Genomic DNA, 26,654 nt, shown 5'->3' on the forward strand with positions numbered 1-26,654 from the left:
TCCTGGGTCTCGCCACCATATTCAAAAAGCCTCAAACGAAAGTTTGAGGCTTTTTTTATTGCTTCAATATTTTGCTATATTGAGGTTAAGTAGAAGAATTGAAGAATAACATCGCATGAAAGATCTGTTTTCGGCGCAAAGTGAACTTTATCAACAGGCGCGACCAACTTATCCACAATCGCTCATAGATAGCTTAATTAAGCAGCTTAAAGGTTTTGATTGCGCATGGGACTGTGGTGCAGGTTCAGGACAATTAACGCGGCTGATTACGCCGTATTTTCAACAGGTGATCGCAACTGATTTAAGCCAGAACCAGCTCGATCAGGCGCCGGCTTTGAGTAATGTCAGCTATTTACAGCAAGCTGCGGAGCAGTGCACTTTTCCAGATCATCATTTTGACTTGATTACCGTTGCGCAGGCGATTCACTGGTTTGACTTTGAAAAATTCTACGCACAAGTGAAGCGCACGCTCAAACCAGATGGTGTGATTGCAGTGATTGGTTATGGCTTGTTAGCGCTTGATGACGCGCTTTTGAATGATCGGATACGACAACTTTATTCTCAGACCTTACACGGCTTCTGGGATGCAGAGCGGCGCTATATTGATGAGCATTATCAAACGATTCCATTTCCTTTTGAGGAACTTCCAATGCCACAGTTTCAGATTGAACTATGTTGGACAGGACAGCAGTTGTGGGATTATCTCAATACTTGGTCTGCGATAAAACATTACCAAGATCAAATGCGAGTCAGTGCTTTAGCAGATTTACAGGATATCGTGCTGATCCAGCAACCGATGCAGGTCACTTTTCCTATTCTGCTGAGAGTGGGGCGGCAAAGTATTTAAAAGGCTGATAATAAAAAAAGCATGCCGAAGCATGCTTTTTGATGAAGAACCAAGGAGATATTAAGCTGATTTAGCAATATCTACAGGTGCTAACATATGACCTGTCTCTTCAAAGTTGGCATGCCAAGACAATGCTTCACGCAGAATATGTGGCGTATGGCCGCCACGTTCGCAAGCACGGTCAAAGTAATCGTTGAGTGCACCTTGATAAAGTGGGTGTACACAGTTGTCGATAATCACACGCGCACGTTCACGTGGTGCCAAGCCGCGTAAATCAGCTAGACCCACTTCGGTGACCAGAATATCAACATCATGTTCATTATGGTCGACATGGCTGACCATTGGCACGATCGATGAAATATCGCCACCTTTGGCAATGGATTTGGTTACGAAGATCGCAAGGTGAGCATTACGGGCAAAGTCACCTGAACCGCCGATACCATTCATCATTTTGGTACCACAGACATGCGTTGAGTTCACGTTACCGTAAATATCAAACTCAAGCGCAGTATTAATCCCGATAATCCCTAAGCGACGTACGATTTCAGGATGGTTGGAAATTTCTTGTGGACGTAACACCAGCTTGTCTTTGTATTTTTCAAGATTGCCAAAAACACGTTCGCCACATTGTGCTGATAAAGTAATTGAGCTGCCTGAAGCGAACTTCATTTTGCCTGCATCAATCAATTCAAAGGTACAGTCTTGTAGTACTTCTGAATACATTACCAGATCTTCAAAGTTTGAATCTTTAAGACCCGTTAAAACGGCATTGGCAATTGAACCAATCCCTGCTTGTAATGGACCTAAGTTCTTCGCTAAACGGCTTTCAGCCACTTCTTTTTCAAAGAATTTAATTAAGTGATTCGCAATACCTTGAGTTTCAGCATCAGGCGGGGTCACGGTAGATGGAGAATCTGCGGTGTCATTCAACACAATACCGACGATTTTCGCTGGATCGATTGGAATTGCAGTTGAGCCAATACGGTCATCCACTTTTGTTAATGGGAGTGGGGTACGTGTTGGACGGTAAGTCGGGATATAAATATCGTGCAGACCTTCGAAGTTTTCGCTAAGAGATGTATTGATTTCAACAATCACTTTTTCTGCAAAAATCGCAAAGCTCGCAGAGTTCCCTACAGAAGTGGTTGGGACAATATGACCTTCTTCTGTGATCGCAACCGCTTCAATCACCGCTACATCTGGACGTTTGAGTTGCTGGTTACGCATTTGCTCAACGGTTTCAGATAAATGCTGGTCAATAAACATCACTTCGCCGTTGTTGATGGCACGACGTAAAGTATTGTCGACCTGAAATGGCATACGACGAGCAAGTACACCTGCTTCCGTCAATTGCTTGTCTAAGTCATTGCCGAGGCTTGCACCAGTAATTAACGTGATTTTTAACGGACTTTTCTTGGCTTGTTCAACCAATGCCTGAGGAACAGCTTTTGCCTCACCTGCACGGGTAAAACCGCTCATACCTACCGTCATATCATTTTTAATAAAGCTGGCAGCCTGTTCTGCACTCATCACTTTGTCGTGTAGAGCTGCAAGGCGAATACGACTTAAAGACATCATCCATTCTCAATTTTGCTTTTCATTGGGTATGGATTTTAGCGCTAAAACATGAAAAGTGAATTGAAATAAGGCTAAGGTCTAATACAGCTGCATACGCTTTATGCACTTATGTTTCAGCCTGATTTTTAGATACGAGATAGTTGCTTGAATTTAGAAGAAAAAAGATAAATGTGGGGTGAATAAATCAAGTTGTAACAAGTGTATCGAATGGATAGAAAGTCGCCGATTTTGTGGTGATTAAATAGGCGACTTTAGTCTAAATCAACAGAATTTATGCGATTGATTCAGCATTTTGGTTTAGAAATGCCCTGTAAGAGTCTGCTTGATCTTATCAATGGCATTATTCGGTGATTCGGTTGCTGGTGCAGCCGTTGGAATAGGGAGCGAAATCACCACTTCCAAGCCACCTTGTTCACGATTACGAATATTGATCTGGCCTTGATGGATGTCGACAATACGTTTCACAATTGCCAGTCCAAGTCCGCTACCTTGAATGGTGCGTGCAGAATTACCGCGGACAAAAGGCTGCATCAGTTCTTCGACCTGATCAGGTGGAATACCTTCACCATGATCGGCGACGGTAATCAGGATATGATCATCGACATGACTGGCAGACAGTTCAATCGGTTCTGCGCCATAACGCTTGGCATTATTGATCAGATTGGCAATCAGGCGTTTCAGAGACAAACTACGGGCAGCAATGATCGGCAGTTCTTGTGCTTCAAAACGAATATCCAGTGGCTTGAATTGTACTACCAGCTCTTGCAACAGACTATTCAGATTAGTTTCTGTGAGTTCTTCATCGGAACCATCACGCATATAGGAAATGAACTGATTCAGAATCGCGTCCATATCATCCACGTCATAGATCAGACCTTCACGGAAAAACTCATCAGGTAGCATTTCAGCCGTTAAGCGAATACGTGTTAATGGTGTGCGTAAATCGTGCGAAATACCCGCCAGCATGATTTGGCGATCACGCTCGGTTTGCTCCAGCGTATACACCATATGGTTAAAGGCCTGATTGACCTGACGGATCTCAAGCGGACCATGATTAGTATCGAGGTAGGGGGCTTTCCCTGTTTTACTATAATTATTCGCGGTATTTTGCAATCGACGTAAAGGTCGATTCATTTGGCGAACCAGAATTAAAATAATGATAGATGAGACAATCGGGACACCAAATAACCAGCCAGCAATCAGCTCAACACTATAGTTGGTATAGGTTTTTAAAGGTTCTCTGACCCAGTTACCATCCATTTCTGGCGTTTGAATCCAGATCCGTGGAATGGGTTTAAATTTAAAATAAACAGTGACGTCTTTAACGCCGAGCTCTTTCGCCAGTTTTTCTTCAATTTGATTGGTAAACAGTTCTGCTAGGAATTTATCTTCAACTTTGGGAAATTCTTTGGGATCAGTTACATATTCAATGCCGATACGATTTTTTAACCATGTATCGACATCCACTTCGCTATCACGATGCAAAATACGGATATCTGGATTGTTGACCAGTTCCAGTTCAATTGCGAGATAGCGTGCGTGTTGCTGTAATTCAGGAAGATAAAGCGTTCGCCAAAAGAACCACAAGGACATAAACAGGCTAAAAAACACCATGAACAAGACCAGAATGGTGGTGCGCATGGCAGCAGAACGCGGTTTAATTTTATCTAAAAAACGTTCCCATTTGGTTCGGGGCCTTTCGGAATAAGCCGCGAACTCGGTAAATTCTTGTGGATCAATTGGTTCAAGTTTCAACGTTTAATTTCCTGAACTTACTCTGCGCCATCTGGAACAAAAACGTAACCCACACCCCAAACGGTCTGGATGTAACGTGCGCGAGCAGGGTTATCTTCAATTAAACGACGTAAACGCGAAACTTGAACATCGATTGAACGCTCCATTGCACCCCATTCACGGCCACGCGCTAGATTCATCAATTTGTCACGTGTTAACGGCTCACGAGGGTGCTGAACGAGGGCTTTCAATACCGCAAACTCACCTGTGGTCAACGTCACTACCTGACCTTCACGGGTCAAGGTACGTGTAGACAAGTCGAGTGACCAAGGGCCAAAGCTAACCACTTCAACTTGCTGACTTGGTGCACCAGGTACTTCACGCACTTGGCGACGTAATACCGCACGGATACGGGCAAGTAACTCATTTGGGTTAAACGGTTTTGGCAGGTAATCGTCTGCACCCGCTTCAAGACCTGCAATACGGTCAGAATCGCTACCGCGTGCGGTAAGCATAATAATTGGCGTGTCAATATTAGACTGACGTAAGCGACGACAAATACTTAAACCATCTTCTACAGGGAGCATAAAATCAAGCACGATTAGAGAGAATAGTTCACGTTGTAGTAAACGATCCATTTGTGTCGCATCATGAGCAGTTTTTACGACGAAACCTTTGTCTTCGAGGAAACGTTGTAAAAGCGTACGCAAGCGCACATCGTCATCAACCACTAAAATGCGTTCGACCCGGTCTGTCTCATGGTGTACGGTTTCCGTCGATTCAGCAGGTACAACTAAACTCATGATTGTGCTCCTTTATCGTTTATTGTCATCGTCTTTATGCAATGCGAGTGTGAAATATCTATAGACCTTCGAGTATACGATTCATTGCACAGTTTTGGCTATGTTATAAAGCAACAAATATTGCCAATAAAATCAAGAGATAGATACCAAATATATACAGGCAAAATCATGACAATCAACCTATTTTTCAATATTTAGGCAGAAAAAACAGCTTGTTTTGGAAACATTCGGCGATTTGCATAAAAGATAAGGGGGCTGATTTTGTTAAAAACCCTGTCCATAATGACGAAATAAAGCGCTATGTTTAAAATTTATACACAGCTAAAACACAATATTCAAAAAAACAATGGTGGATTTTATAGCCATGAACTTTATAATCATTGCTTTTAGACTTAACCCTTGTGGAATCAATCACGATGACTGACTTAGTTCAGCAGTTGGCAAATGAACTTGCCGTACGTCCAAACCAAGTAGAAGCTGCTATTCGTTTAATTGATGAAGGTGCTAGCGTTCCTTTTATTGCACGTTACCGTAAAGAAGTCACGCAAGGCTTAGACGATACGCAATTACGTCAACTCGATACACGTTTAACTTATTTACGTGATTTATACGAGCGTCGTGAGAAGGTAATTCAATCTTTACAAGAACAAGATAAATTAAGCGATGATTTATTAGCACGTGTAAATGCGGCTGAAACGAAAAATGCATTAGAAGAAATTTATGCACCTTATCGTCCAAAACGCACCAGCAAATCATTTAAAGCAAAAGAAGCTGGTTTAGGGCCAATTGCTGAAAAAATTCTTGCAGATCAAATTGATCCTGCTGAAGCTTTGGCTGGTTTTAGTCATGAAGACTATCCAGATACTGAAAGTCAGCTCGATGCAATCCAGCATATCCTGATTGATGACTGGGCACAAAATATTGCCTTAACCACTGAATTAAAACAAACTTTTGCTAAAACTGCAGTGTTGAAAAGTGCAGTCGCTTCTGATGAGAAAAAAGAAGTGGGCAAGAAATTCCGTGATTATTTTGAATTTTCTGAAAATCTCAATAAAGTGCCTTCACATCGTTTATTGGCGATGTTACGTGGCCGTCAGGAAAATGTACTGGGCTTGAAAGTGGATGGTGAAGATGATGCACCATTGGCACGTATTGAGACAGAATATAATCTTGAGCAGCTTCAACCACAAAGCCGTCAGGATTATTTAAAGCAAACCGCTAAATTATTCTGGTTGGGTAAAATCCGTCCGCAAATTGAACATTCATTATTAACAGATAAGCGTTTAGCTGCTGAAGCAGAAGCGATGGATGTCTTCGCTGAAAACTTACGTCATTTATTACTTTCTGCACCTGCAGGTAGCCGCACGACTTTAGGTGTAGATCCTGGTATCCGTACTGGCGTGAAACTTGCTGTCGTGAGTGATGCAGGGGATGTACTGGCGCATAGCACTATTTACCCATTTGCACCAAAAGAAGATAAAGAAGGTTCGCTTGCAGAACTTGCGCGTTTATGCCGAGAGTTCCACGTGGAACTTATTGCGATTGGTAACGGAACTGCAAGTCGTGAAACCGAAGCTTTGGTTGCAGAAATGATGGCAGCCAATGCAGATTTGAAATTGACGCGTATTACCGTAAGTGAAGCGGGTGCATCAGTTTATTCTGCAAGTGAGCTGGCTTCACAAGAGCTTCCAGAACTTGATGTGTCGATTCGTGGTGCAGTTTCAATTGCACGCCGTTTGCAAGATCCATTGGCTGAACTCGTTAAAATTGATCCAAAATCAATTGGTGTAGGTCAATATCAACATGACGTGAATCAGACTGGTTTGGCAAAAACACTGGATGCAGTGGTTGAAGACTGTGTGAACGCTGTTGGTGTAGATGTGAATACGGCTTCTCCTGCAATTCTTGCTTATATTGCAGGTCTGAATAAATCGATTGCTCAGCAAATCGTGGAATACCGTAAAGAAAACGGTCGCTTTGATAACCGTCAGGCATTGAAAAAAGTACCACGTTTAGGCGAACGTACTTTTGAACAATCAGCAGGTTTCTTACGTGTTCAAAATGGTTCAGAGCCATTGGATGCATCTGCTGTTCACCCTGAAAGTTATGGCTTGGTGGAAAAAATTGTTGCGGCAAAAGCAACTACGGTAAAAGATATTATTGGTAACACTGAAATCATTCGCCAAGTGAAGGCAGATGAGTTTGTCGATGACAAATTTGGTTTGCCGACTATTCAGGACGTTTTAGCTGAATTGGAAAAACCAGGCCGTGACCCACGTCCAGAGTTCCGTACTGCGAAGTTCCGTGAAGACATTACTGAGGTTGCTCAACTGACTGAAGGCATGCAGCTTGAAGGTGTGGTAACCAATGTGACCAACTTCGGTGCCTTTGTTGATGTGGGTGTACACCAAGATGGTTTAGTCCATATCTCTGAACTTGCTAATGAATTTGTATCTGATCCACATAAAGTGGTCAAACCAGGTCAAATCGTACAAGTACGTGTGATGCAGGTTGACGTAGAACGTAATCGTGTTAACTTAAGTATGCGTGCAGAAGGTTCTGCGCCAGCGAAAGCAGCGCGTCCACAACGTGCTCCGCAAGAGCGTACTGAGCGTAAGCCACAGGGTCAACGTCCACCACGCAAAGAAGGTGACTTTAAGCGCCCACAACATAACAAGCCGAAATCTGATAAACCTCAAGAGCAAAAAATTGGTGGTTTAGGTGCATTGTTATTACAAGCTGGGATTAAAGGTTCTAAGTAAATTTATAATTCCTAAAAAAACCTCCTTCGGGAGGTTTTTTTATTGCTGTGATTCATTTAATGCACTGTAGATTTAAAGTCTGTTGAAATCCAAGATGAGGTGAATCTTAAGATCAACAAAAATAGGTTTAAATCGATAAATAAATATACAACGTTATAACGTAACCAAACTTTAAAACTTGCACTTTGTCGGACAATATCATGCAAGCCTTGAAGTCGGGAAAACACTTTCAGGCAGTAAAAATTAATTATTTTTTATTATAAATGGTTGCCTTATGACAAGTTTAACACTGAAAAATAGATTCCATTTAAATGACCTCCTTTCCGGCGTTGTCGTTTTTCTCGTGGCCTTGCCTTTATGTCTAGGTATTGCTTTAGCTTCTGGAGCGCCCATTATTTCAGGCATTATTGCTGGAATTGTTGGCGGCATTATCGTCGGGCTGCTGAGTGGCTCTCACATCAGCGTTTCAGGTCCGGCAGCAGGACTGACTGCGGTCATTCTGGTACAACTGGATCAATTAGGCGGCAATTATGCCGCTTTTTTATTGTGTATCGTCTTTGCCGGGATTTTACAGATTTTATTTGGGCTCTTTAAATTGGGCTTCTTTGCGAATTTTATTCCCAATAATGTGATCTTGGGATTACTGGCTGCAATTGGCGCAATTCTGATAGTAACTCAATTGCCTTATTTATTCGGTTTATCCAACTTTTCTTGGGATATGTTATGGACCAGTACACCGAGTGCCTTGGTTCAGCATTTTGATCTGGGCGCTGCCTTAATTGGCCTACTGAGCTTATTTCTGATTCTGGCTTGGGATAGCAGTCCATTGAAAAAACTGGCTCTACCATCTGCCTTGATTGCTGTTGTACTGGCTGCTGGTTTAAATTTTATTTTAATTCATATTGGTTCGCCGTGGGCGGTGCAAACCGATAACCTGATCCAATTGCCTAATATCTTAGAGGCGCCTCAAGAGGTGCTGGTTTTCCCTGACTTTACTTATCTGGCTGAGCCATTGATTTACACTGGTGCGGTCACTTTAGCCATCGTGGCTTCATTAGAAACATTATTGAATCTGGAAGCGGCAGATAAACTGGATTCACAAAAAAGATCGTCTCCACCCAATCGTGAGTTGTGGGCACAAGGGGCGGGCAATATTGTGTCGGGTTTGATTGGTGGAATGCCAGTGACATCGGTGATTGTACGCAGCTCGGTCAATGCCAATACAGGCGCACGCAGTAAATGTTCTACCATCATTCATGGGGTACTTTTGTTATTGGCGGTCTTGTTCTTTGTGCCATTGATGAACATGATTCCGCTATCTGCGCTGGCCGCTATTTTGATTTTGACGGGTTTTAAGCTTACTCATCCAAAATTATTTAAGCAGTTATATCAGAAAGGCTGGAAACAGTTCTTACCTTTTATTATTACGCTGGTTGCAATTTTACTGACAGATTTGTTGACTGGCATCGTAATCGGTTTGCTGACCAGTAGCGGTTTCATTCTCTATGGTAATTTTAATAAAGGCGTACGGGTCTATAAAGAAAAGCATTTGCACGGCATCGTGACCCGCATTGAACTGCCTTCACAAGTGACCTTTCTAAACCGTTCGGCATTGATCTCAGCCTTGGAACATGTGCATAAACATCAACAGTTAATTATTGATGCAACCCAGTGTGATTCGATTGATCCAGATATTTATCAAGTGATTCAGGACTATCAGAATGAAACTGCCAGTAAACGCCAGATTGATCTAAAGCTCATCGGATTTAAGCAACATTATCAGGATGTCGATGAGGCAGCACTGGATATTTATATCAGTACCCGAGAACTGCAACGTAAGTTAAGCCCGCAAGAAGTCATTACATTACTCAAAGAGGGAAATGAACGTTTTGTGAAAAATGAACGTCTGCAACGGGATATTTATCGCCAGATCCGAGTGACTGCGGATGAAGGACAGCACCCGATTGCAGCGGTACTGGGCTGTATGGACTCGCGTGCCCCGACCGAGATGATTTTCGACGTCGGGATTGGCGATTTATTCAGTTTAAGAATTGCTGGGAATATTGCGGGGCAAAAAGTACTGGGTTCGCTTGAGTTTGCCTGTCAGGCCAAAGGTTCAAAGGTGATTCTGGTTTTGGGCCATACCGATTGTGGTGCTGTCACCAGTGCTTGCCAATTACGTTTGCAGCATAAACAGGTTGCCGATGTCCCAGAGATGCCGCATATCCAGTATGTACTGGGACCGCTGATGCATTCGGTCGACAGTGTCTATGACATCATGCAGCCACGTGATTTGAGTAAGGCCTTTATCAATCAGGTGACGGCGATGAATGTCCACTACAATATTCAATACATCATTACCCATAGTCCAGTATTGAGAGAGATGCTGGAGCGAGGTGAAATTGCAATTGTCGGGGCAATTTATGATGTTAAAACAGGACATGTCGAGTTTCTGGATAGTTGATCTTTAAAGCTAAAAAAGCGCCTGTTATGAGGCGCTTTTTTATTTGCGCTGTGATAGATCTATTTTTTTTGTCTCTTGAATTGGAATTTTATCGAGTGAAAAGGAGAATAAAGTCTTACGTAGTTCTGTCTTAGGCGTAGAATAGCCCGAATAAACAGCAATTTTATTCTATAAATTTCATGCAATCGCGCTAACCTGACATGATGCAAAAAATTCAAAGGAGGTCGTGATGTCGCGTAGACCTCGGGAACAAGTTGATTATTTACACCTGGAGGAACTGGGTGGTCTGGAAATGCTGAAAGCAAGTTACTATCAGCAGGAGTTTTCACGACATGTTCATGAAGGATTTTGTATTGGTGTGATTGAAGAGGGTGCACAACGCTTTTATCGTACAGGTGGCAATCATGTGGCACCCCAGGGCGATATTATTCTGGTCAATGCCGATGAAGTCCATACAGGATCTTCGGCTGTAGACACGGGTTGGCGTTATCGTGCGATTTATCCGACGCCTGAAGTGTTTAATGAACTTACTCGAGATCTGACCACTGTTCATGGCACTGCGCCGTGGTTTCGTGAAGCTGTCCTGCATGATGAAGGTTTGGCTCAACAATTCCGCATATTATTTGATTTACTTGAACAACCGAATAATACTTTATTAAAACAGACCTTATTCTTGTCTACGATTGCATGGCTAGTGTCCAAATACAGTCAGGTCAAACCGCATGTGACCGACTTGAGCAATGCCAAGCAACGAATCCTCAATATTAAAGAACTGATGGCAAGTATGCCTGAGCAAGAGTTTTCCTTGGCTGAGCTGGCAGAAATGGCCAATCTGAGCCAGTGGCATTTCTTGAGACAATTTAAAAAGCATGTCGGATTGTCACCGCATGCATGGTTGGTACAGGCGCGTTTGCAGAAGTCTCAAAAATTATTAAGACAAGGACTGAATTTATCTGAGGTATCACAGCAATGTGGTTTCTCTGATCAAAGTCATTTTAGTCGTCATTTCCGTCAGACCTTTGGCATCACCCCCGGCGGTTATATTGCCTATCTCAAATAAAACAGCAATTTTATACAATTCTCCTAAATCAAATTTTGGCATAGTCATACCGTCTTTGATCAACGATTGTGATTTTGATGTTAACTGACAGCGTAACTGATGACACACCCATGACCGTAACGCGGGCATTTTTTAATGGCGTCGTCAAAATATTGCCGCTGTGTTTTGCCGTGTTACCGTGGGGTTTACTTGCAGGTTCTATGGCAATTCAGGCTGGGCTAACCACCTTACAGGCGGTGGGGATGTCGGCGCTGGTCTTTGCAGGTGCAGCGCAATTAATGACTTTAGGTTTGGTGATGGCTGGGACACCTGCTTTAACGATCATCATCTCTGTCTTTTTAATCACGACCCAGCATTATCTATATGCACTCTATCTCCGTGAAGATATTTCCAGACAGCCTTTAAAGTATCGTCTCATGTTGGGCTTTTTACTGACCGATGAACTTTTTGCAGTCAGCATTAAAAAACAGCAGCACTATATTTATTACTTGCTGGGTGCAGGCAGTTGTTTTTATCTATGCTGGGTCTTGTTCAGCCTGTGTGGTGTATTGTTGGCAGCTTCGGTACCCAATCTGGATCAATATCATTTAGATTTCTCTATTGTTGCTACCTTTATTGCCATCGTGATTCCGTTTATTAAGAACCTGAATACACTGGTCGGTGTGTTGGTGTCCGTGATTCTGACCGTCGTTTTCTTAAGTCTGGGGATTAAAAGTGCAGCGATTCTGGCTGGTGTGATTGGCATGTTGACCGCAACTTGCTTACAGAATCTACGGGAGCGTGCGGCATGAGTTGGTTTCTTCTGATTATTCTGGCAATCGTCGTATTCATGAATCGTTATATTCTGCTGGAACCGAATATTCCATTACGTTTACCGAAATGGTTCCAACAGTCTTTACAGTATTCTGCGCCGTGTTTATTAACTGCGATTGCAACGCCGATTGTATTTATGGATGAACATGGCGCTTTTCGTAGCACCTTACTCAATCCCTATTTTCTGGCGACGCTGCTTACCATTGGAATTGCCTACAAGGTGAAGCATACCTTACTGACAATTATCTTGAGTCTGGCCTGTTTTTACGGGTTGGTATTTTGGTTGCATTAAACGCTTGGGCTGTTAAATAAAATGCCCAAGCGTTTCATTTCTGGAATTAGCGGGTGGTATAACCACCATTTGCGAAAATGGTTTGGCCTGTAATCCACCAGCCATCTGTCACCAGAAAACGAACCAGAGGTTCAATATCTTCAATTTGGGTCAGTCCACCTAAGGCTGACGCAGACTTATGATAAGCCACGGCTTCTGGTGCTTCCTGACCATAGAAAAATGGCGTATCCATTGGGCCAGGTGCAACCGCAGTCACCGAAATGCCACGCTCGCCAAACTCTTTCGATGCAGCTCGGGTGTAGTGTTCTACTGGTGCTTTTAAGCCTTCATAAGTTGAATAAAGGCCCGTATAAGCAGCAAGTAAACTGGTCACAATGGTACAGATTTTTCCGTGCGGATTGAGATGACGACCTGCGGATTGAATGAAGAAATAAGCAATTTTATTGTTAATATCGTTCATCCCGTCAAACTCTTGTTCCGTGGTGTCCAGATATGCTTTTTTCAGGACACGCCCAACGGTATTGATGGCAATATCAACGCCACCAAATTCTGCTTTGGCTTTGACAAAGAGTGCTTCAATATTCTGGATATCGGATAAATCTGCTTGCACCAAAATTGCTTTTGCCCCGAACGCTTGCACGGCCTTTAAGGTTTCTTCTGCATCCGCTTGCGTTGCCGCACTATTATAATGAATGAGTAAGTTTGCACCTTGTTCAGCAAATTTACGTGAAATTAAGCCACCTAAGTTTTTGGCACCGCCTGTAATCAATACGGTTTTTTCTTTTAGAGCATGCTTTGACATTGATTTATCCTCGTCTTGTTTTGTATGAAAATTATGCTAATTGAATTTTTTTATTTGAAATAGTTGTTAGGATTGAACTGATTGTGCAACAAAGTTGAATAATAAAATGGATAAGATTGACCGCTTAAAAATCTTTTGTTTAGTGGCAGAGAAGCAATCTTTTGCACAAGCTGCACTGCAACTGGGGTTGCCACGTTCTAATGTGACCTACGCAATACAAGCGCTTGAAAAAGAATATGAAGTGTTATTGTTCTATCGAACTACGCGCAAAGTATCTTTAACACATGAGGGGAGTCTGTTTTATGAGGAAGCGATGCGTCTGGTGACGCAATTAAAAGAGCTCAATCGGTTTAAAACTCATGTGCGTAGTGCAGAAGGCAAGATCAGTATTGGCTTACCCAAACGATTGGCGACACAGCTATTGATTCCTCACTTACTACATTTTTATCAGCGTTATCCCAAAGTCAAAGTATTGGTCAATGGCAGTGATGATTTTTCCAATCTGATTGAGCAGCAACTCGATTGTGTGGTGCGGGTTGGGCAGGTGCAGGATGAATATCTACTGATTCGACCCATCACACAGACCCACATCTGGACGCTAGCAGCACCGAATTATCTATCCAAATTTGGTGAGCCGAAGAGCTTTGAGGAACTCCAACAGCATTACGCTGTGGACTATCATGTAGCGAAACATTATCGGGAATGGAGCGAATTGGTATTTCGGGATCAGCGAATAAAAATGCCGTATCGTTTATTGATTGAAAATACCGAAGCCTATATTCAGGCTGGCTTAGCAGGGATTGGTATTATCCAGATTCCTGAATTTGATGCTGCACCTTATGTACAACAAGGACGATTACAGCGCTTATTTATCGAAGTCCCAAGTTTGCAATTACCAGTGAATATTTTGTTGACGGACCGTCAGTATCGCCCTAAATATTTTCAGGATTTTATTGAATGGCTGGATGAATTATTAAAAAGTCAGCTTTAGGCAATCACCTCAACTTTTATCTGAATAAATCTCAAATATTCAGGCAATAAAAAGCATACCGAAGTATGCTTTTTTATTTTCACAAGGATTAATAGAGGCCTAGCAAGAAACCAACACCTAAGGTGAAGAAGCTAAATAGCCAGATCCAGCCAAACGAGTAGCGTAAGTGGCGTCCCATATCTGTACCTGCAAGACCCATCGCAAGCCATGTTGCTGGTGAGAATGGGCTGACAAATGTTCCTGCGTTATTACCAATCGCCATGGCATAAACCACTGAATCAGCAGTTACACCAGCCGTTGCCGTTACTTCCTGAACAATTGGTAAGAGGGCAAAGTAGTAAGCATCGGTGCTGGTAAACAGGTCCATTGGAACACCCAATATACCGACCAGAATATGTAAGCTACCGACCCAGGTACTTGGTAAAATATGAATCAGATCCAGTGCGATGGACTTCAACATACCTGATTCTGAGAGAATTCCCAAGAAAGCACCCGCAGCAAAAATGATTGCAACCATGCTTAATGCCTGAGGTGCATGACGACTAATCACCGCCATTTGTTCTCTTGGTTTCGGGAAGTTCACCAATAACACCAGTGATAATGCAATCATAAAGACATAGGGCGCTGAGAACAGACCAAAAGCCAGACAGATCACTGCAACAACTACCAAGCCGATGTTAAACCAGAATTTTTTAGGTTTTACTTCTTCTTGTACATCTTCAGCCATGTCAGCTGCCATGCAGTCTTGCTCAAAAGGTGTGGTTCCTAACACTTGCGCTGCCAGAATACGTTTCTTTTCACGTAAACCCATTAACACCGCAAAGCCCATCATACCCACGACTCCGATGATCTGAACAGGAATCAGGCTACGCCAGAGTTCAGCAGCTTCAATACCCGTTACCGCAGAAGCACGGCCTAGCGGGCCACCCCATGGCACCATATTCATGATGCCCATACTGCCAGCCATCAATAAAAGCATCAAGTAAGGACTCATACCCAGTTTGCGGTAGAGTGGAAGTAAAGCGGGAATAATAATAAGAAAAGTTGCTGCGCCAGAACCATCCAGATGGACAACGGCAGCAATCAGGGTGGTCATCACCGCAACAATCACCACATTGCCGCGGGTCATGCGCACCATGTTTCGGATCATCGGATCAAAAACATGTAACTCTTTTAAAATACTGAAAAACAAAATGGCAAATAAAAACATAGTGGCCACTTTGCTGACTTTTAATAGCCCTGCTTCAAAGAAACCAGAAATCTCGCTAATAGAAAAACCAGCAATTAAAGCCCCAATAAGTGGAACAATCGACATTGCGACGATCGGGCTGGTTTTGCCAGACATGAGTAACGCGACAATCGTTACAATAATTAGAATACCTATCAGCGTAAGCATTATTTACTCCCTTAAGCCGTAACCTCTTGCCATAAAAAAAGTGTTAAAAGTACACCAAAAATAAAAAATAAAGCGCCGTCCATTATGCATAAAATCTTAAAATAAGCTTAAATTTAAGAAGAAAAACTACACGAAAAGATGAATAAATGAACAATTTGTTTAATTTATTGCAAAAATAGAATTTAAATGATGTGCAAAACTATCTGAAAAGTGGATAAGTTATCAGCATTTTCTTATTCGTATAATCAGGAAATATAGTCGAGTTCTTTGTGATGAAGTGGAGGATTATTTTTTTAATAACGACCTATTTTTTTAGAACATGTGAATCAAAGCAAGTTAAAGATTTTGACATTATGAATTCTTTGCTTTAAAAATTAGAGTAATTACTCTAATTTGAGAAATGCAATGCAAATTGGCCGACAAATATGGATGACACGGACTTCAGGTGATTTAGCGTTAAGAGGCCGTTTGGCGTTACTCCGTCATAGCTTATTTCCTGTTATTCAACAAACAATTAAAAGCTATGCCTTAGCACATCGTGACAAGGTGGATAAACAGCATGAGCTGAGTATCGCGGATCTCACATTACCTGATAGCGCAGATGTGCTACATGCCTTAGACCAAATGCAATCTTGCAGTACGGAGGCCTTACAGAATCATTGTCTTCGAACATGGTGCTATGCCAGTGCCTTTGCCAAAATACACCAACACCCATGTGATCATGAACTGTTAGCTGTCTCCTGTCTGTTACATGATCTGGGGATGACGACACAATATGATCAGCATCATGCAGATTGTCGTTGTTTTGCTGGACAAGGTGCTTATGCTGCAAAAGACTGGTCAATTCAACAAGGTTGGGAAGAAGGACGCGCTGATCAGCTTTTTGATGTGATCAGTATGCATATGAATCCATATGTTGGACTTGAGGAAGGTGTTGAGGCTCATTTATTACAACAAGCTGCTAGCTGTGATGTGATTGGAAGCCGTGGCTTTGAGTTTTCAAAACAGTTTAGACAGCAATTGCAGCAAAAATATCCTCGTCTCGATTTTAATCGGATCATGATTGAATTTACGCAACAAGAAGCACATAAACGGCCCCGATCCCGTACTGCAATGATTGTACAGAGCGGTTTTAAACAGTTGGTGAATTTAAATCCTTACTTGGAATAAGCCAAAATAAAAAAACCACTCTTGCCTAAACAAAAGTGGTTTCTCAGTATTTTGAATCGAATTTATTTAGTGGTCATGTTCCAGATATTCTGGTTTCTTCGGTAATGCCCAACTACAGAAGAAGCAGATTGTCAGCATGATAATCACATAAATAAAGAAGATATTTTCAATGCCTGCATCTTTAAAGAGTAATGCAACCGAAGGTGCTGAACCACCAAATAAGGCATTACCCACTGCATAAGAGAAGCCAACGCCTAAGGCACGAACATGCGGAGGGAACATTTCTGCTTTCACCAAACCACTGATCGAGGTGTAGAAGCTGAGCAGCATCATCAAGAAAATCAGCAATAAGGTAATAATGACAGGCGAATCAACAAAGCTTCGCATACCTGTCACCATCACTGGATAGATAAAGATTGCGCTGAGTAAACTGAAAGCCAGCATGGAAGCACGACGGCCAATTCGGTCTGAAAGCATACCAAATAAAGGTTGCGCCAACATGAAGACAAACAATGCTGTTGTCATGATGAAACCAACGGTTTTGCCATCCATACCAATGTTGGTCAGATAAGTTTTAGAATAAACAGTAACAACATAGAAGGTTAATGAACCCGCAGAGGTATAACCCACTACCAGCAAGAAGGTTTTCCAGTGCTGTTTAAGTAAGGCAACTAAACTACCTGATTCCTCACGTTCCGCATCTTCATGCGATAAGGTTTCTTCTAAACGACTACGCGCCAGTAAAGACAAGATCGCAGCAATACCACCAATCACGAATGGGATACGCCAGCCGCCATCATTCAATTGCTGTTCAGTCATAAAGCCAAGCAAAATAACCCCGAGTAAGCTTGCGAGTAACTGACCGCCTGAGAGTGTGACGTATTGAAACGAAGCAAAGAAACCACGTTGTCCTTTTAACCCCAGCTCACTCATGTAGGTGGCTACCGCACCATATTCACCACCGACAGAAAGACCCTGCAATAAGCGAACCATCAGGAGCAAGAAGGGTGCCCACATACCGACTTGATCATACGTTGGTAATGCTGCAAAGAGGAATGAACTCAACGCCATCAGGCAGATAGAAATCACCATGGACTGTTTACGACCGCTACGGTCAGCGATACGTCCAAATAACCAGCTACCAATTGGACGCATAAAGAAGCTAGCAGCAAATACACCCCAGACATAAATCGCTTTCGTGGTTGGCTCCATATCCGGTGCAGTTAATGCATGCGTAAAATAAGCAGCAAAGACGGCATAAATATAGAAATCAAACCATTCAACCAAGTTCCCTGATGCCGCACCGACAATACCTTTGATGCGACTTCTTTTTTCTTCCTTGCTATATACCTGACTCATATACGTTCCTTTTCAACCAAGCAAGATTCTGTAACTGAATCTTTACAGAATGTTATATACCGCTAAAGAAGCATGAAAATGACACTATTTTGTATGCTTTTTATGAATACATTTTTGTATGCGGAGAATATGCGTGCTTTTGAGCTAAATCATTGACAGATATAGGATGTCAGAATGGTCAATGTATAGGTTTTAATCTTTTAAAAAGCAAATAATTGAGTGCTACACAGGGATAATACTTTTAGCTCTCTCATTTAATTTGTGTAAATGGAATGTAAAAGAACTATTTTGGTGCATAGCATTTGCACTATTTCTTTGAAATTAATTGAATGGCTTTGTGGAGATTAAATCTTGGTCAATGTATTAAAAATGGATATCCTCTAATTAGGTTATAAACAGGCCGAATCGTTAGGGTTGGTGATTAAATCAGCGAAGCTGTGGATAAGTTTTAGTTTATACACACGCTTAATCGTTCTTTTTATTGGGTGTTTTTTCGTCAAACTATCATTTTCAGTTTTGGACTCACATCGCATTGGTGACTAAGTGGATTTTAAAAGATATGACTTTGACTGTTTTGTTGGAGAAATCATGTCAGAACAGTCTTCAATATTGTCCTCTGACTTTTAAAAATAATCATTCGAATGATGGAATCGGGCAGTCTGCTCGTAATGGACACGGCTTTCCTTGGGTAAGTTTGCTGAGCATGGTTCTGATTTGATAAAGCTGGGCAATTTTTTCATCAATGAGATTTAGCTTTTCTTGAACGATTATTTGAACTTGTGCCGCTGGAATTTCGTCTTGCGCCGTCATTGCTAAAATTTGTTTAATTTCATTTAGCGTATAACCCAGATTTTTAGCAGAGCGAATGAGTTGTAGTTGTTGTAGAGTTTGTTCAGGGTAATCTTTATAGCCATTATTACAGGTAATAGACTGGATCAGTTGCATTTTTTCATAAAAGCGAATGGTATCTCGGCTTAAATCTGCCTGTTTAGCCAACTGTCCAATCAACATGGTGAGCATCCTTTATTATTTTAAAAAAGTGGCGTATCAACTACTTGACCATTGAGTGTACTCCATCCTTTAGCCTGTGCCTACATTCAATCAAAAGGCATGTGAGATGGACAATAACAACTTAAGCATTCAGCAGAATAGACAAATTGCATTGGTTGCAGGCGCAACTGGATTTATTGGCCGATATTTAGTTTTGGAGCTCTTGAAACAGGGGCATTCAGTCTTTGCTTTGGTTCGGAATCAGGCTGACCAGCAAGAAACACTGACGCATTGGCTTACCCAGAAAAATGTATCTTTGCATCACCTGGCTTTTATTCAGGGAGATGTCACTCAGGCAAATCTTGCCATTCATCCGCAAGATTGGGAAAAGCTAAAATCTGTGAATACTTTATATAATAGTAGCGCGTTGTTTGCATGGAATCTGGGTATGCAGCAAGCACGGGCTGTTAATGTTGAAGGCGCATTGAATTTATTGACGTGTGTACATCAGCATTGTGACTTAAAACGGGTAGTGCATGTGTCTGGTTATATGCTAACGCTGCTTGACCATTTACAACAGGCAGGCGTCTGTCTCGAACAGCCTGACAAGACGGAGTGGCAAGCTGTTTATCAGCGCTTAGGTGCCTATGAAGCTTCTAAGATAGAAGCGCATTTTGCATGGATACAATGTGCACAGCACTTATCTGTGGACTGGACTGTGATCCATCCAGCGACTGTGTTAGGGGATGATATTTCAGGTGAAATTCCTTTAAATCAACCGATTGCCCAAATAGTTGATTTGCTGAAACGCAAGAAAATGAGTGCACTTCCTGCAACAGCACAGCATTATCTACCTTTGATTCGTGTCGATGATTTATGTCAGATAATGGTAAAGGCATCGCTGGATCAGGATTTGGCAAACCAAGCAATGTTAGTCGTCAGCGAACATCATCTTGCTCTGCATCAATTGACCCATTTGATTGCGGACCAGTTACAGGTCACTGCACCTACACGACATGTCCCGATTGGCTTATTGACGTTCATTTTAAAATGGCAATGGTTGGCGAGAAAGCTGGAATTATCTACGGAAATGTTAAATTTCCTTAGAACTGAGCCTTTGGAACAAACAGTTTTACAGCAATTTCAGCAGCGGTGGCAGATTTCAACGGGCAATCTCGAACAAGCAATTCGTAAAACCACTGACTGGGTTAATCACACGACTCATTCCTGATTTATTAAAAAAAACAGCCAATCAAAAGATTGGCTGTTTTACTCAACTCGAAAAAAGAGATTACCAGTGTTCACCTGGGAACAAGCGGGCATAAGCACGTTGAACCAGATTGAGTTTTTCTTGTTTGCCGACAGAAGCGGTAGAGCTCGGGAACAGGTTATAGCCAATCGACATGAGGATATTGTTGACATCTGGTGCAATCGCATAAGTAATCGAAGCAAGGCGACCTAAGTTGGTTGCGATTTTCTTCGGACGTTTTACGATGGCATAAGCAATCAGGTCAGCAGCTTCTTCTGGTGAAAGCGTAGGCACATATTTATAAATCTTGGTTGGCGCAATCATTGGCGTGCGTACCAAAGGCATATAAATAGAGGTAATTGCAATTTTATGTGAATGCACTTCAGCAGATAAACAACGGCTAAATGCATCTAAAGCAGCTTTTGATGCAACATAGGCCGAGAAGCGAGTGGCATTGGCAAGCACACCAATCGAGCTGATATTAATGATCTGACCATCTTTGCGTTGCATCATGTGCGGCAAGATGTTGAGAACCAGACGAACTGCACCGAAGTAATTTAACTGCATAGTACGTTCGAAGTCATGGAAACGGTCAACCGACTCATGCACAGCACGACGGATTGAACGACCTGCATTATTTACAAGAATATCAATATGATCGACCGCAGCCAAAATTTCTTTTGAAACTGCATCAATTGATTCCATCTCGTTGAGATCACATGGAAAAACAGAGGCTTTTCCACCTTCAGCTTCGATTTCTGCTTTTACCTCATCTAACTTCTCCTTGGTGCGAGCGAGCAATAAGACGTGGGCACCTGCTTGCGCAAGATATTTTGAAACCGTTAAACCAATACCACTTGATGCACCAGTGACAATGATTGTTTTACCGTCGACTTTTTGCTGAAAAAGTTTTTTGAGTTTTGCATTCATGTAAGTATCCTACATTCATCACGAATAATGCTGTTGTATGCAATGCTGTCCTATATCGCTTAACACTGCAATTTATTTTGGTCTAATATTAACCGATCTTTTTGGTTTGTCTAGTGTAAATATCTGAAAAATAATAGATTTTTTAGAGTAAAAACTCTAAAACAAGGTCTTGTATTAGTTGAAAAAGCAATCATATTTTTAAAGTTTTGCACAAAAAATAAGCCCCTATTCTGGGGCTTGTTGATTTCATTATAATTAAACTTGGGCAAGGGCCTGTTCAAGATCTGCAATCAGGTCATCAACATGCTCAATCCCGATTGATAAACGGACTAAATCTTCACTGACACCCGCTGATTTTAGCTCCTCTGCATTGAGCTGGCGGTGGGTTGTGGTTGCAGGATGGCAAGCCAGACTTTTGGCATCACCGATATTGACCAAACGGGTAAATAACTGCAATGCATCAATAAAGCGGGTACCACCTTGCAAGCCATCTTGTACGCCAAAAGAGAGGATAGCAGAAGGTTTACCTTTCACATACTTTTGTGCCAAATGGTGCTGTGGATGATCTTTGAGACCCGCATAATTCACCCATTTTACTTTTGGATGTTGTTTTAGATATTCAGCAACTTTTATGGCATTTTCAGTATGACGTTCCATACGCAGATTTAAAGTTTCCAGCCCTTGCAAGATAAGGAACACGCTGAGCGGACTGATTGCAGCCCCTGTATTACGTAACGGCACCACACGGGCACGAGCGATAAAGGCGGCTTCACCTAAGGCTTCGACATAATTGACGCCGTGATAGCTTGGATCAGGCGTATTCAAAGCCTTAAAGCGCTCAGGATATTTGTCCCAAGGGAATTTGCCACTATCGACGATCACGCCTCCGATGCTGTTGCCATGTCCGCCAATATATTTGGTTAGGGAATGAATCACGATATCAGCACCGAACTCGAAGGGCTTTAATAACGCAGGAGTAGCTACCGTATTATCAACAATCACAGGCACGCCGTATTCATGTGCAATCTTGGCAATGGCTTCAAGGTCGATAATATTGCCGAGTGGATTACCAATCGACTCAACAAAGACCAGTTTGGTTTTGTCGTCAATAATCTGGCGTAAGGCCTCTGGATTTTGATAATCGAAGAAACGAACTTCGATGCCTTGCTTTGGCAGCGTGTGGGCAAATAGATTGTAGGTTCCACCATATAAGGTTGAGACCGATGCAATATTGTCACCTGCTTCGGCAATGGTTTGAATCGCGTAGGTAATAGCAGCCATGCCTGAGGCTAAAGCCAAAGCGCCAATGCCACCTTCCAGTGCTGCAATACGTTGTTCGAGCACTGCAGTGGTTGGGTTCATAATGCGGGTATAGATATTGCCCTGAACTTTTAAGTCAAATAGATCTGCACCATGTTGTGTATTATCAAAGGCATAAGAGGTCGTTTGATAAATCGGCACAGCCACAGCTTTGGTGGTGGCTTCTGGTGAATATCCCGCATGAATGGCTAAAGTTTCATCTTTATAGGTCATGATTACATCATCTACGTGAGTTAAATAATCATCGAGTCTAGCCTATATTTTATCCAGAATGGTGCATAAATTTTGCGCTCTATAGTGTTTTTAGTGATATAGCAGGGTTGATCCGAAGCAGATGAATTTTTTATCCGCTGTAAATCATTCAGGCCTGTAATGTCTTGAAAAAGAAAATCCTTTGTTGAAGCCAAACAAATGCCAACTTAACTTCAAGTCAATGGGGTTTCAGCGTATAATATGCCAGATATTTTTTCGCTTATTTGCGATGTACTGGTTTTTCAATTGAGGAGTCCTGCGTGGCCCAATATATTTATACGATGAACCGAGTGTCTAAAATGGTTCCGCCGAAGCGCGAAATCTTAAAAGACATCTCTTTATCATTTTTCCCAGGCGCAAAAATTGGTGTGCTTGGTTTGAACGGTGCAGGTAAGTCAACCCTTCTCCGTATTATGGCTGGCGTAGATAAAGATTTCTCAGGTGAAGCTCGTGCACAACCAGGAATCAAAATCGGTTACTTAGAACAAGAGCCACCACTTGATCCAACTAAAGACGTTCGTGGTAACGTTGAAGATGGTGTACGTGAAGCACTTGACGCTTTAGAACGCCTTGATCAGGTTTTTGCTGAATATGCTGAACCAGATGCTGATTTTGATGCGCTTGCGAAAGAGCAAGAAAAATTAGAATCAATCATCCATGCATGGGATGCGCACAACCTCAATAACCAGCTTGAAATTGCTGCTGATGCATTGAACCTTCCAGCGTGGGATGCCGATGTATCATTGCTTTCAGGTGGTGAGCGTCGTCGTGTTGCATTGTGCCGTTTATTGCTTTCTAAGCCAGACATGTTGCTTCTAGACGAACCAACGAACCATTTGGATGCTGAATCAGTATCTTGGTTAGAACGTTTCTTGAAAGATTTCCCTGGCACAATCGTTGCGATTACGCATGACCGTTATTTCTTGGATAACGTGGCTGAGTGGATTCTTGAACTTGACCGTGGACATGGTATTCCTTACCAAGGTAACTATTCTTCTTGGTTGGAACAAAAGAATGCCCGTTTAGAGCAGGAACAGAAACAAGAAGAATCTTTTGCTAAAGCATTGAAAAAAGAACTTGAATGGGTTCGTTCAAATGCCAAAGGCCAGCAAAAGAAAAACAAAGCGCGTATGGAACGTTTTGAAGAGCTTAACTCTAAAGAATTCCAACAACGTAATGAAACATCTGAAATCTACATTCCACCTGGTCCACGTTTAGGTAACAAAGTTGTGGAAGTGGAAGGGATCAGTAAATCATTCGATGGTCGCTTACTCTATGAAAACCTGACTTTCACTGTACCTCCTACAGCGATCGTGGGTATCGTTGGTCCAAACGGTGCGGGTAAAACCACTTTATTCCGTATGATGACTGGCGAACAGCAACCAGATACGGGTACTGTGACTTTAGGTGAGTCAGTTAAAGTGGCTTACGTAGGTCAGATTCGTGACACCTTGGATAACAACAAAACGGTTTGGGAAGAAGTTTCTGGCGGTTTAGATATCCTGAAAATTGGTGATTATGAAATCGCATCACGTGCTTATATCGGCCGCTTTAACTTTAAAGGTCAAGATCAGCAAAAACGTGTAGGTGAATTGTCAGGTGGTGAGCGTAACCGTTTACAACTTGCGAAGATCTTGCAGATGGGCGCAAACGTGATCTTACTGGATGAGCCATCGAACGATTTGGATATCGAAACTTTACGTGCACTTGAGGATGCAATTCTTGTATTCCCAGGTACAGTCATGGTGGTATCGCATGACCGTTGGTTCCTTGACCGTATTGCAACGCATATCTTGTCGTTTGAGAACGAGCAGCCAGAATTCTACACAGGTAACTATGCAGAATATGAAGCTTACCGTCAGTCACGTTTAGGTGATGATGCATCTCAAAAACGTACAAAATACAAAAAAATTACGGGTTAATCTTCCGTGAATAAAAAAACCAGCCTGAAAGCTGGTTTTTTTATATTCATTAAAAATCGGGTAGATCAGCAGGGTATATAAAAAAGCCAATACTCGACGTTTAATTATTAAATTCACCACGTAAGTCAGACCACATCAGTGATGGAACAACGGTAATCACATCGAAAGTCATGGCAAATGGATACAGCACCATGCGGGTCGCCTTTTTCACAGGATGCTTTTTGGTAATTTTATTTTCCTGTTGCAGAATAATTGGATAAGGTTGCGCCAGTGTCTTCTCAACCTTTTTAGTTTCTTGTGTTTGATAGAGTTGGCCTTTGAAGAAAATATTGATATACGGATAAGGTGCTGTCTGTTGATTGTGAATAATATTAAAATTTTGTCTAAAGCCTAGAGACTTTAATAGATCTTTTTGCGCGTCATTTAAATCTACCATACGTGTGTTATAACGAATCTGTAATACGCCATGAAAATGACTCGGATCATCCATCGTCAGTACCAGTGGGGAAGGACTAGTCAGACTCCGTTGATCTGCAGGAATCGCATGTAGTAATTTGGACAGCTCGGCGCTACCATCGGTCATTAAATAATTGAAATCCTGACCTATAAAAACAATACCTTGTTCTTGCTGATTCTGAACGGCCTGACCTAAAGCAAGGATTTGATCTTTTGCTAAAGTGATGGTCTCGGTTCGTGTGGTTTCATTGGGAAGTGCCTGTGAAAGCAATGTCGTAGCACAAGCACTCAAGTTTAAACAGGCGACAGCAATCAGGGCAGAAAATAATTTATGCATTATGGGAACTCAAATCAGAAATTCATTTTTCTAAAGAAAAAACTTTTTTAAATCAGTCTTAAATTGACCGAACATTGTTTTGTAATTTTATTACATTGGCATCGCTTGCTATAGTGCCTTTGTGCAATTTACTGTAATGGTGCGCTGTTGCAACGTTCGATCGTTTTTATGACCCTCTTGCTAAGCTTGTTCATGTTCCAAGGTTTCTGGAATGTGGCGGCAGCATTTTGCGCGCATGAAAAGTCGGGCCAGTATAGTGAACTCAACCATTTTGGGCATCATGCTCCTGAAAAGAATCATGGTTCTGCAACGCATTCATCTTCTACTGTGCAGGATAATGCAAATGTCGCCTCATCTTTAAATTTGCAAGATCATCATGATCATTTACCATCTTGTTCTTATATGGTGGTGATGCAAACCCAGCAATCTTGGAATGTCCCTGTTTTGCGGTCGCATGAGATCGAACACAATTATGACTGGTCTAACGCTTACCAGTCGCCGCACTTATCCAGATTAAATCCGCCTCCGATATTAACCTCGCTATAGGTGAGGTAGCCCAAAATAACTCACTAGAAATATATCTATTTCAATGGGTTGTTTGTCCTTAATGAAACGCTTGAAAGATTCGAATGTGTATTGATCACCAGTGCATTCTTGAGATTTTTAGCATCTCCAAGCTGTTTCTGAATCAAGCGTTTATTGAAGATGAATTCACCCTCACTCTATTTCTAAATGATGGAAATGGAGCATGAATCCACAGATTTAAATAAGGTGAATGTTATGTCTTTTAAATTAAATACAGCAGTATGTGCTTTGGTTTTATTGGTTTCAGCAAGCTGGGCCAATGCAGATGGTGGTTTGATTTTTCTGGAAAAGAATCTACAGGCTCAGCAACAAGCCAAAGCCAAGCTAGAAAATCATATTGAGCACAGGCAGTGTAAACAGTCGTGTAAGTAATTAATTTTAATGGGAATGGAAGCGGCTGAATAAGTTTGGTCGTTTCCTGCTTTTAAGCTGTGATCATATGATGATTTCGCCTTAAGCTGAGATTTTGTAGCTAAATCAGAACATGTAATTTTATTACATCTGCTTTACTTGCTATAGTTCATCCGAGCAATTTTTGTTTA

22 protein-coding genes are annotated in these 26,654 nt (G+C 41.9%); 12 read left to right on the forward strand and 10 right to left on the reverse strand.

Annotation, left to right across the window (positions count from 1 at the left end):
- Window positions 1–115 precede the first annotated feature (115 nt).
- Entirely contained in the window at window positions 116–847 is a 732-nt protein-coding gene (locus A9Z07_RS06530) for a class I SAM-dependent methyltransferase (RefSeq protein ID WP_069577702.1), read from the forward strand.
- Window positions 848–907: 60 nt separating this feature from the next.
- On the opposite strand, the gene A9Z07_RS06535 is transcribed toward A9Z07_RS06530, so the two are convergent.
- The 3 genes from A9Z07_RS06535 to ompR all read right to left on the reverse strand — a co-directional run bounded on the left by A9Z07_RS06535 (window position 908) and on the right by ompR (window position 4,962).
- A complete protein-coding gene (locus A9Z07_RS06535) occupies window positions 908–2,422 on the reverse strand; it encodes an acetyl-CoA hydrolase/transferase family protein (RefSeq protein WP_047430217.1) in 1,515 nt (504 codons plus the stop codon).
- A 300-nt stretch (window positions 2,423–2,722) separates the two neighbouring features.
- Entirely contained in the window at window positions 2,723–4,180 is a 1,458-nt protein-coding gene (locus A9Z07_RS06540; protein ID WP_069577703.1) for an ATP-binding protein, read from the reverse strand.
- A 17-nt stretch (window positions 4,181–4,197) separates the two neighbouring features.
- Window positions 4,198–4,962, reverse strand: coding sequence for a two-component system response regulator OmpR (ompR, locus tag A9Z07_RS06545; RefSeq protein ID WP_004657337.1), 765 nt, complete (start codon window positions 4,960–4,962; stop codon window positions 4,198–4,200).
- A gap of 416 nt (window positions 4,963–5,378) precedes the next feature.
- On the opposite strand from ompR, the gene A9Z07_RS06550 reads away from it, so the two are divergent.
- The 5 genes from A9Z07_RS06550 (at window position 5,379) to A9Z07_RS06570 (ending at window position 12,353) form a co-directional block, all read left to right on the forward strand.
- Window positions 5,379–7,724, forward strand: a complete 2,346-nt coding sequence (locus A9Z07_RS06550; RefSeq protein WP_005260062.1) for a Tex family protein — start codon at window positions 5,379–5,381, stop codon at window positions 7,722–7,724.
- Between the two features lie 274 nt (window positions 7,725–7,998).
- Complete coding sequence (locus tag A9Z07_RS06555; protein WP_069577704.1) at window positions 7,999–10,188, forward strand: SulP family inorganic anion transporter; 2,190 nt, start codon at window positions 7,999–8,001, stop codon at window positions 10,186–10,188.
- A gap of 229 nt (window positions 10,189–10,417) precedes the next feature.
- On the forward strand, window positions 10,418–11,248 hold the full coding sequence (locus A9Z07_RS06560) for an AraC family transcriptional regulator (protein ID WP_069577705.1): 831 nt from the start codon (window positions 10,418–10,420) through the stop codon (window positions 11,246–11,248).
- Between the two features lie 77 nt (window positions 11,249–11,325).
- On the forward strand, window positions 11,326–12,039 hold the full coding sequence (locus tag A9Z07_RS06565) for an AzlC family ABC transporter permease (RefSeq protein WP_069577706.1): 714 nt from the start codon (window positions 11,326–11,328) through the stop codon (window positions 12,037–12,039).
- The gene (locus A9Z07_RS06570) at window positions 12,036–12,353 is read left to right on the forward strand and encodes an AzlD domain-containing protein (protein ID WP_005260047.1); all 318 of its coding nucleotides are present in this window, start codon (window positions 12,036–12,038) and stop codon (window positions 12,351–12,353) included. Before A9Z07_RS06565 ends, A9Z07_RS06570 begins: the two co-directional genes overlap by 4 nt.
- A 46-nt stretch (window positions 12,354–12,399) precedes the next feature.
- Here the strand turns inward: A9Z07_RS06570 and A9Z07_RS06575 are convergent, their stop codons facing one another.
- Window positions 12,400–13,155, reverse strand: coding sequence for an SDR family oxidoreductase (locus A9Z07_RS06575; protein ID WP_069577707.1), 756 nt, complete (start codon window positions 13,153–13,155; stop codon window positions 12,400–12,402).
- 106 nt (window positions 13,156–13,261) lie between these two features.
- On the opposite strand from A9Z07_RS06575, the gene A9Z07_RS06580 reads away from it, so the two are divergent.
- Window positions 13,262–14,146 (forward strand): LysR family transcriptional regulator, encoded by an 885-nt coding sequence (locus tag A9Z07_RS06580; protein WP_069577708.1) that lies wholly within the window; start codon window positions 13,262–13,264, stop codon window positions 14,144–14,146.
- A gap of 88 nt (window positions 14,147–14,234) precedes the next feature.
- Here A9Z07_RS06580 and A9Z07_RS06585 read toward each other — a convergent pair whose 3' ends face one another.
- Window positions 14,235–15,542 (reverse strand): CitMHS family transporter, encoded by a 1,308-nt coding sequence (locus A9Z07_RS06585; protein ID WP_069577709.1) that lies wholly within the window; start codon window positions 15,540–15,542, stop codon window positions 14,235–14,237.
- A gap of 405 nt (window positions 15,543–15,947) precedes the next feature.
- Between A9Z07_RS06585 and A9Z07_RS06590 the strand changes: the two genes are divergently transcribed.
- Window positions 15,948–16,712 (forward strand): HD domain-containing protein, encoded by a 765-nt coding sequence (locus tag A9Z07_RS06590; RefSeq protein ID WP_069577710.1) that lies wholly within the window; start codon window positions 15,948–15,950, stop codon window positions 16,710–16,712.
- Window positions 16,713–16,778: 66 nt separating this feature from the next.
- On the opposite strand, the gene A9Z07_RS06595 is transcribed toward A9Z07_RS06590, so the two are convergent.
- Complete coding sequence (locus tag A9Z07_RS06595; protein WP_005260039.1) at window positions 16,779–18,071, reverse strand: MFS transporter; 1,293 nt, start codon at window positions 18,069–18,071, stop codon at window positions 16,779–16,781.
- Between the two features lie 633 nt (window positions 18,072–18,704).
- Complete coding sequence (locus A9Z07_RS06600) at window positions 18,705–19,082, reverse strand: MerR family transcriptional regulator (protein ID WP_069577711.1); 378 nt, start codon at window positions 19,080–19,082, stop codon at window positions 18,705–18,707.
- Window positions 19,083–19,188: 106 nt separating this feature from the next.
- On the opposite strand from A9Z07_RS06600, the gene A9Z07_RS06605 reads away from it, so the two are divergent.
- Complete coding sequence (locus A9Z07_RS06605) at window positions 19,189–20,292, forward strand: SDR family NAD(P)-dependent oxidoreductase (RefSeq protein ID WP_069577712.1); 1,104 nt, start codon at window positions 19,189–19,191, stop codon at window positions 20,290–20,292.
- A 60-nt stretch (window positions 20,293–20,352) separates the two neighbouring features.
- Here the strand turns inward: A9Z07_RS06605 and A9Z07_RS06610 are convergent, their stop codons facing one another.
- Window positions 20,353–21,240 (reverse strand): SDR family NAD(P)-dependent oxidoreductase, encoded by an 888-nt coding sequence (locus A9Z07_RS06610; RefSeq protein WP_004776098.1) that lies wholly within the window; start codon window positions 21,238–21,240, stop codon window positions 20,353–20,355.
- A gap of 255 nt (window positions 21,241–21,495) precedes the next feature.
- Window positions 21,496–22,773: an O-acetylhomoserine aminocarboxypropyltransferase/cysteine synthase family protein gene (locus A9Z07_RS06615; RefSeq protein WP_069577713.1), complete on the reverse strand. Its 1,278-nt coding sequence runs from the start codon at window positions 22,771–22,773 to the stop codon at window positions 21,496–21,498.
- Between the two features lie 299 nt (window positions 22,774–23,072).
- Between A9Z07_RS06615 and ettA the strand changes: the two genes are divergently transcribed.
- Window positions 23,073–24,734, forward strand: a complete 1,662-nt coding sequence (ettA, locus tag A9Z07_RS06620; RefSeq protein ID WP_004776096.1) for an energy-dependent translational throttle protein EttA — start codon at window positions 23,073–23,075, stop codon at window positions 24,732–24,734.
- A 100-nt stretch (window positions 24,735–24,834) separates the two neighbouring features.
- Here ettA and A9Z07_RS06625 read toward each other — a convergent pair whose 3' ends face one another.
- Window positions 24,835–25,527: a hypothetical protein gene (locus A9Z07_RS06625; protein ID WP_069577714.1), complete on the reverse strand. Its 693-nt coding sequence runs from the start codon at window positions 25,525–25,527 to the stop codon at window positions 24,835–24,837.
- A 168-nt stretch (window positions 25,528–25,695) separates the two neighbouring features.
- Between A9Z07_RS06625 and A9Z07_RS06630 the strand changes: the two genes are divergently transcribed.
- Window positions 25,696–26,073: a cation efflux protein, CzcI-like gene (locus A9Z07_RS06630; protein ID WP_227516935.1), complete on the forward strand. Its 378-nt coding sequence runs from the start codon at window positions 25,696–25,698 to the stop codon at window positions 26,071–26,073.
- A 234-nt stretch (window positions 26,074–26,307) separates the two neighbouring features.
- On the forward strand, window positions 26,308–26,484 hold the full coding sequence (locus A9Z07_RS17865) for a hypothetical protein (RefSeq protein ID WP_171258951.1): 177 nt from the start codon (window positions 26,308–26,310) through the stop codon (window positions 26,482–26,484).
- Window positions 26,485–26,654: the final 170 nt, after the last annotated feature.

This window comes from Acinetobacter sp. YK3, from assembly GCF_001729365.1.
Lineage (GTDB): Bacteria > Pseudomonadota > Gammaproteobacteria > Pseudomonadales > Moraxellaceae > Acinetobacter > Acinetobacter vivianii.